This is a genomic window from Vibrio sp. 1167 (assembly GCF_033340375.1).
Lineage (GTDB): Bacteria > Pseudomonadota > Gammaproteobacteria > Enterobacterales > Vibrionaceae > Vibrio > Vibrio alginolyticus.
Map to the genome: position 1 here is coordinate 1 of NZ_JAWOWK010000032.1, position 6,368 is coordinate 6,368.

At 42.7% G+C, this 6,368-nt stretch carries 5 protein-coding genes and 4 tRNA genes; 6 read left to right on the forward strand and 3 right to left on the reverse strand.

The genetic code is table 11. The features are described 5' to 3' along the window. Positions 1 to 704: 704 nt before the first annotated feature. Both pssA and R7Z78_RS23965 read right to left on the reverse strand, forming a co-directional pair. Positions 705 to 2,045 (reverse strand): CDP-diacylglycerol--serine O-phosphatidyltransferase, encoded by a 1,341-nt coding sequence (pssA, locus tag R7Z78_RS23960; protein WP_104975670.1) that lies wholly within the window; start codon positions 2,043 to 2,045, stop codon positions 705 to 707. A 71-nt stretch (positions 2,046 to 2,116) separates the two neighbouring features. Further along, positions 2,117 to 2,548: a GNAT family N-acetyltransferase gene (locus R7Z78_RS23965; protein WP_169643899.1), complete on the reverse strand. Its 432-nt coding sequence runs from the start codon at positions 2,546 to 2,548 to the stop codon at positions 2,117 to 2,119. 101 nt (positions 2,549 to 2,649) lie between these two features. On the opposite strand from R7Z78_RS23965, the gene murB reads away from it, so the two are divergent. Both murB and birA read left to right on the forward strand, forming a co-directional pair. Then, positions 2,650 to 3,693 carry a UDP-N-acetylmuramate dehydrogenase gene (gene murB, locus R7Z78_RS23970; RefSeq protein ID WP_053306556.1) on the forward strand — a complete coding sequence of 348 codons (1,044 nt, stop codon included), beginning with the start codon at positions 2,650 to 2,652 and terminating at the stop codon, positions 3,691 to 3,693. Continuing rightward, positions 3,690 to 4,655: a bifunctional biotin--[acetyl-CoA-carboxylase] ligase/biotin operon repressor BirA gene (birA, locus tag R7Z78_RS23975; RefSeq protein WP_104975668.1), complete on the forward strand. Its 966-nt coding sequence runs from the start codon at positions 3,690 to 3,692 to the stop codon at positions 4,653 to 4,655. Before murB ends, birA begins: the two co-directional genes overlap by 4 nt. A gap of 7 nt (positions 4,656 to 4,662) precedes the next feature. Here birA and coaA read toward each other — a convergent pair whose 3' ends face one another. Continuing rightward, positions 4,663 to 5,586 (reverse strand): type I pantothenate kinase, encoded by a 924-nt coding sequence (gene coaA / locus R7Z78_RS23980; protein ID WP_005388683.1) that lies wholly within the window; start codon positions 5,584 to 5,586, stop codon positions 4,663 to 4,665. A 206-nt stretch (positions 5,587 to 5,792) separates the two neighbouring features. Between coaA and R7Z78_RS23985 the strand changes: the two genes are divergently transcribed. From R7Z78_RS23985 to R7Z78_RS24000, 4 genes are all read left to right on the forward strand, one after another. Then, positions 5,793 to 5,868: transfer RNA gene (locus tag R7Z78_RS23985), tRNA-Thr, on the forward strand. A 36-nt stretch (positions 5,869 to 5,904) separates the two neighbouring features. Then, positions 5,905 to 5,989 (forward strand) — tRNA-Tyr (locus tag R7Z78_RS23990). 35 nt (positions 5,990 to 6,024) lie between these two features. Next, positions 6,025 to 6,099: transfer RNA gene (locus R7Z78_RS23995), tRNA-Gly, on the forward strand. A gap of 13 nt (positions 6,100 to 6,112) precedes the next feature. Then, positions 6,113 to 6,188: transfer RNA gene (locus tag R7Z78_RS24000), tRNA-Thr, on the forward strand. Positions 6,189 to 6,368: the final 180 nt, after the last annotated feature.

The window sequence follows — 6,368 nt, forward strand, 5'->3', positions numbered from 1 at the left end:
GGGGTCGCGGGTTCGAGTCCCGTCCACTCCGCCACTTATATTAAGCCTCAGTCGAAAGACTGAGGCTTTTTTCGTTTCTACTGCGGCGTTTCCCTGAAGTGTGTTTACACCTAATTAGACTACTCCCCATAATCCCTACTAAGTGAACTTTGCGTGATTACACACTAGGCTTTAATTAATATAGGCCGTTGATGCTGTGGAAAGACAATATGACCTACAAACAAACCTAAGTAATCTATGGTATTCAAAGGCGTTCAACGGCTTGAATCTTGATGAGAAAGAAAAAACGAGCTGTGCGCATAATCCAGAAAAGCGTCATATATACCCCAATCTCTCCTGGCTCAAAAATCAAACGACTTGAAAAGAATTGGAAGGTGAAAGATTGAAGGAGCTCTTCATTAGCGAGGTGATGATTTTCGACGCTGAACATTTGATGAGTCTCAGAAAAAATATATCGCCAAAGGGTAAGAAGCGCCAGAACAGAGAGGGGTAGCTTAGCTCGAGGCTGTAAGCTATGCGGAATACTCACAAACGTCAAAGCTCAAACCCATTAAGAGAGTCGCTTTACATCTAAGTGGTTATGTGCTCACTAGCGGTACTAGAAAATAGTTAAGTATTCCAAATGGATTATATGAAAAAGCCAACTGCTAAAGCGGTTGGCTTAGTATAAAAATCTCGACGTACTTTAGAGCGAGAAATGATGTCTAAAGAATACGTTTTAAAACACCATCTGCCTTTAGGCGGGTGATTTTTCTGACCAGTCGCTGCACCCCTATAGGATAGTCTTCTACTTTCTCTAATTGCTTATAAGTACAGATAAGGTGAGTATGCTCAAGAATACGCGAAACTTCGTCTTCAAACTTCTCAGTGAGCTTCGCATAATTGTCTTGTATGAGTAGCCCATTTTCTAGGTCGAGTGACCAAGCACGTGGATTTAGGTTATTCCCAGTAAGTAGCATATAGCGTTTATCAACCCAAATACCCTTAAGGTGGAAGCTGTTATTGTCATGCTTCCATAGGTGAATTGACAATTTACGTGCGGCGATATTCGCTTCATTGGCTTTCGCAAAGCGACGCAAATTCACTTCGTAAAGATATGGAAGTCCGCCAATGGTTTTAAAGTCTTCCTCAGGTGCAATGTAAAAGTCGTTGGCGGTTTTATCACCCACAACAATAGTTACTTTCACACCACGCTTCATGGCTCGTTTCACTTCACGATGAAGTGCTTTAGGGAAGTTAAAGTAAGGCGTACAAATGAAAATTTCGTCTTGGGCTGCTGCCAATAACTTTACAATCTGTTGATTGAGTAGATTACGGCGTTTGCCTAGCCCAACTAACGGAGTGACTTTTACGCTTTCTTCTGTTGCAGCTTGGTCTTCAAACTTATAGTTGGCTTGAGCAAGAGAAGCCCTCAGTTGGCGAATCGCCGACTTTATTTCTTTGGTTTCTGGCTTATCTTTTCCTGCAAGATCATTAACGGCAGGGTGAGCAATCATTTCTTCCTGAATGAATTGCACCATTGAATTCGCTAAAGGTTCATGTCGAATCACATGGTAACGATCAAATCGATAACGTTCATGATAATGGAGATAAACGTTATTTAAGCTCGCCCCACTATAGATAACAGTATCATCGACAATGAAGCCTTTTAAATGCAGTACCCCAAAAACTTCTCTGCCACGCACTGGTATGCCATAGACAGGGATTGGGTGCTGGTACTTACTGGCATATGCTTTGTAAAGCGCTGAATTACCCTCAGATGTCTCCGCACCAATCAGGCCACGCTGCGCTCGATGCCAGTCGACACAGATATTGATGTCCAACCCAGGATTGCGCTGTTTCGCTTCATAAAGCGCAGTGAGAATTTCACGTCCAGCTTCATCATCTTCCAGATATAGAGCGACTAGGTAAATTCGCGACGTTGCTTTGCTGATAGCATCTAAAAGACGGGTTCTGAATGATTCTGCTGAATACAGAACATCAAAGTCTTCCGGATTGACAGCGAGACTTGGCAACTGTTCGAATGGATTCCTACTTACTATCATATCGGTATGAGTACCTTAGTTTAGTGCAATATTGCGAACCTGCCATTTTATCAAAGATATGATTTACCTGGCTACAAAAGCACGCGTTTTGATGTCGTTGAAGAGATGAATTGCATTGGAATGAGATCTTTACCGCTATCTACGTAACGTTGAAATGCCATTTTTAGCGGGTGTGGTAGCTCAGAGCAATCAATTGTTGTGAATCCATGCTTGGAATAATAGGATTCGAGATGTGTAAACGCGAAGCAATAATCGCCATCAGTGAAAACATTGTTTTTACAATGAGTTAGTAGTTTTTTTCCAATCCCTGTTCCCCTAACTTTCGGAATGACCAACATTCCTGTCAACAGACGAACTTTATCTACACTTTTTAAACGTAGTAACGCCATGATTTCACCCTTATGGCTTGCTGTAATGATCAATTCATCCTTTTTGGCTCGACCCGCAGGGTAGTACGCTTTGTATAGTTTCTTAATGAGGGGGAGCTTGATGGGATTTAACACTTCTATGATTAATGAGTCTGGTATTGTCACTGCGGTTAAAAGATAACTAATGTAGAATGTCGACAGTTTAAGAGAATCTTATCTGGTGTTGCAAACCTACTATGCAAATTAAAACAAATGCGAGCCTAAAGGCTTACCATACTTTTGGAATTGAACAATCGTGTTCCTATTTAGCTATCGTTGAGTCGCTCGAAGATGTTATTGAGCTATTTCAAAACCCAAGATTCACCCATTTACCGAAACTTTTTTTAGGTAAAGGAAGTAATGTTCTTTTTACAGAACATTTTGAGGGATTAGTGATTGTTAATCGAATCATGGGTAAAGAAGTCACGGAAACGGATGAGCACTACCTATTACATATTGCCGGTGGTGAAGATTGGCCTGAATTAGTTTCCTGGTGTGTGAATCAGGGGATCGGTGGGATCGAGAACTTAGCTTTGATTCCAGGTTGTGCTGGCTCGGCTCCTATTCAGAACATTGGTGCGTATGGCCTAGAGCTAAAAGATATCTGTGATTATGTAGATGTTCTTGATCTAACTACGTTTGAAAACAAAAGAATGCACGCCCAAGACTGTGAGTTTGCCTATAGGGATTCCATATTTAAACATGCGTTGCACGGAAAGTGCTTTATCACCGCATTAGGGCTTAAGTTGGCGAAGCAATGGCAGCCGATTAACCAGTACGGTCCTTTACAAAGTATCCCAGAAGAACAACTCAGCCCTGCTTCTATCTTCGAACGAGTATGCCAAGTGCGAAAGGCAAAACTGCCAGATCCAACCAAGATAGGTAACGCAGGTAGTTTCTTTAAAAACCCAGTGATCACGCAAGATCACTATGATCGACTCACAAAAAAATACCCTAACGTAGTAGCCTACCCAGCTTCTGGAGGAATGAAAATTGCTGCTGGTTGGCTTATTGATCAGTGTGGATTAAAGGGGAAGTCTGTACATGGTGCGCAGGTCAACCCTATGCAAGCTTTGGTTTTGACCAACATAGATAATTGTAGTGCTGATGACATTGTCGCGCTTGCTTCTTTAGTGAAGCAGACAGTATGGGACAAATACCAAATCATACTTGAGCATGAAGTACGCTTTCTCAATCGTACCGGGGAGACCAATTTGACTCAGATCGAGGCATCTAGATGAGAAAAGATCACTCTACGAAACTTTATATTTTAAAGTTATTAAGTGATGGAGAGTTTCATTCAGGAGAAGCTTTGGGCGACGATCTTAATGTTTCCAGAGCGGCAATCGCTAAGCACATTAAAGGTCTTAGTGAATGGGGTATTGATATTTATCGAGTGCAAGGGCGCGGTTACCAATTAGCCTCACCATTGCAGCTGTTAGACGAGACTCTCCTTACCACTAGCTCGGAGTCACTTGTTGAACTCGTCCCTGTGATTGACTCAACGAATCAATATTTGCTCGACAGGGTCGCGGATTCGGAAAAGGGCCGTGTTTGTATTGCTGAATATCAAGCACAAGGGCGTGGTCGCCGCGGTAGACAATGGGTCTCACCGTTTGGCTCTAACTTATACCTCTCTATGTATTGGCGACTGGATGCAGGAATGGCTGCGGCAATGGGCTTGAGCTTGGTGATTGGGATTGTCGCAGTGGAAGCTCTGGAAGAAGTAGGCATGCAAGGTGTTAAACTCAAGTGGCCGAATGACTTGTATTATCAAGACAAAAAACTGGCCGGAATCTTGGTTGAAATGTCGGGTCAGGCCGGTGGGGCTGCTCATCTAGTGATTGGGATGGGCCTGAATATTGGAATGCCTGACGACCAGCCTGAGATTGACCAGCCATGGACCACGTTGAACCAAGTAAATCAGAGTCTCAAGATCGATAGAAATGTTCTAGCAATGACACTTATCAAGCATTGGAATTCCGCACTTGTCGAATATGAAATGAAAGGACTTACTGGCTTTATCGAACGTTGGAATCGGTTAGACAATTTCCTTAATCGTCAGGTCAAACTGCTTATTGGTCCTAGAGAGGTATATGGCGTCGTTCGAGGCATCGATCATCAAGGTGGAATATTAATCGAAACCTCCCAAGGACTAGAGACTTATATTGGTGGTGAAATCTCGTTGCGTAAAAGTGACTAATCTTCGATTACTTTCGCAACGAGACTTTATCAACTAAGTGGTTAACGCCTTTGTGTAGAATCAAGTGGGCTCTCTCACGAGTTGGAAGAATATTCAATTCTAAATTGAGCCCATTAATATCATGCCAAATTTGCTTCGCTTTTTTCTTTGCGTCATCGACAGAGAGTTGTGTGTAGTGGCTAAAATAAGAGCCTGGTTTCGTAAAGGCCCCTTGGCGAAACTTTAAAAAGCGTTCTACATACCAATGTTCAATGGTCTCTGTTTCTGCATCGACATAAATTGAAAAATCTAAAAAGTCAGAGACGAAGACACGATGCGGGTCATGTGGATAGTCCATTCCACTTTGAAGAACGTTTAAACCTTCAATAATAAGAACATCCGGTCTATCCACTTTTCTTAGTTCATCAGTAATGTCATACGTGATGTGAGAGTAGATGGGTACTTCAAGATCGGGCTTTCCTGCCTTTACGTCAGACATGAACTCGACTAAACGCTTGATATCATAGGATTCAGGGAAGCCTTTACGATGCATGATACCGCGTTCTTCTAGTACTTTTTTCGGATATAGGAAGCCATCTGTTGTAACCAAGGAGACTTTGGGATGATTCTCCCAACGAGAAAGCAATGCCGTTAGAATACGAGCAGTCGTACTTTTGCCTACAGCAACACTGCCAGCGATACCAATTACGAAAGGGGGAGCATGTTCCTCTGTATTTAAGAATTGTTGTAATACGGAATTGCGGCTTTGACGAGCTTGGACATACAGATTCAAAAGACGAGACAAAGGAAGGTAGATCTCGACCGCTTCCTCCATGGTTAGGTTTTCATTAATGCCCTGAAGCGCAGTCAAGTCGTCTTCAGAAAGTGTCATCGGTACAGAGTTTCTTAACTCGGCCCAATTTGCACGGTCAAATGACAAAAATGGACTCATGGGTCTCTTTATATCCTTGGTTTAATAGAAGCAAGAACATACATCAAGCGAACTTCAAAGCAAACGACAAAGGTCGAAGTTTGCTTTAAAAAAGCTAAGTTTGTACGAATTTGCAGCAAACGAATCTAAAAAATCGAAATTTATGATTTTTTTTCAAATTACTATTGCAACCTAGAAAATCATTCAATAGAATGCGCACCACTTATGCCGACTTAGCTCAGTAGGTAGAGCAACTGACTTGTAATCAGTAGGTCACCAGTTCGATTCCGGTAGTCGGCACCATTCTTTCCTTTAGTAGTCTGAATGGCTTGAAAATTTGGAGGGGTTCCCGAGTGGCCAAAGGGAGCAGACTGTAAATCTGCCGGCACTGCCTTCGATGGTTCGAATCCGTCCCCCTCCACCATATTCTTTAGGAAATAGCTCTCAGAGTTACGTGTTGCGGGCATCGTATAATGGCTATTACCTCAGCCTTCCAAGCTGATGATGCGGGTTCGATTCCCGCTGCCCGCTCCACTCTAATTTGAGTGCTGATATAGCTCAGGTGGTAGAGCGCATCCTTGGTAAGGATGAGGTCGGCAGTTCGAGTCTGCCTATCAGCACCAGCTCTCAAGTTTATTTCCTTTTGATATTAGATTTACCAATTATCTTTTTTTGGTTGCGTGGTCAATTTGGGCCACCTAAATCCGTACCTAGAGGGACCACTCATGTCTAAAGAAAAATTTGAACGTACGAAACCGCACGTTAACGTTGGTACTATCGGCCACGTTGACCACGGTAAAACA

Excerpts from the sequence above, each read along its gene's own strand:
- pssA (WP_104975670.1), bottom strand. The coding sequence starts at position 2,045 with ATGATAGTAAGTAGGAATCCATTCGAACAGTTGCCAAGTCTCGCTGTC.
- murB (WP_053306556.1), top strand. The coding sequence starts at position 2,650 with ATGCAAATTAAAACAAATGCGAGCCTAAAGGCTTACCATACTTTTGGA.
- birA (WP_104975668.1), top strand. The coding sequence starts at position 3,690 with ATGAGAAAAGATCACTCTACGAAACTTTATATTTTAAAGTTATTAAGT.
- coaA (WP_005388683.1), bottom strand. The coding sequence starts at position 5,586 with ATGAGTCCATTTTTGTCATTTGACCGTGCAAATTGGGCCGAGTTAAGA.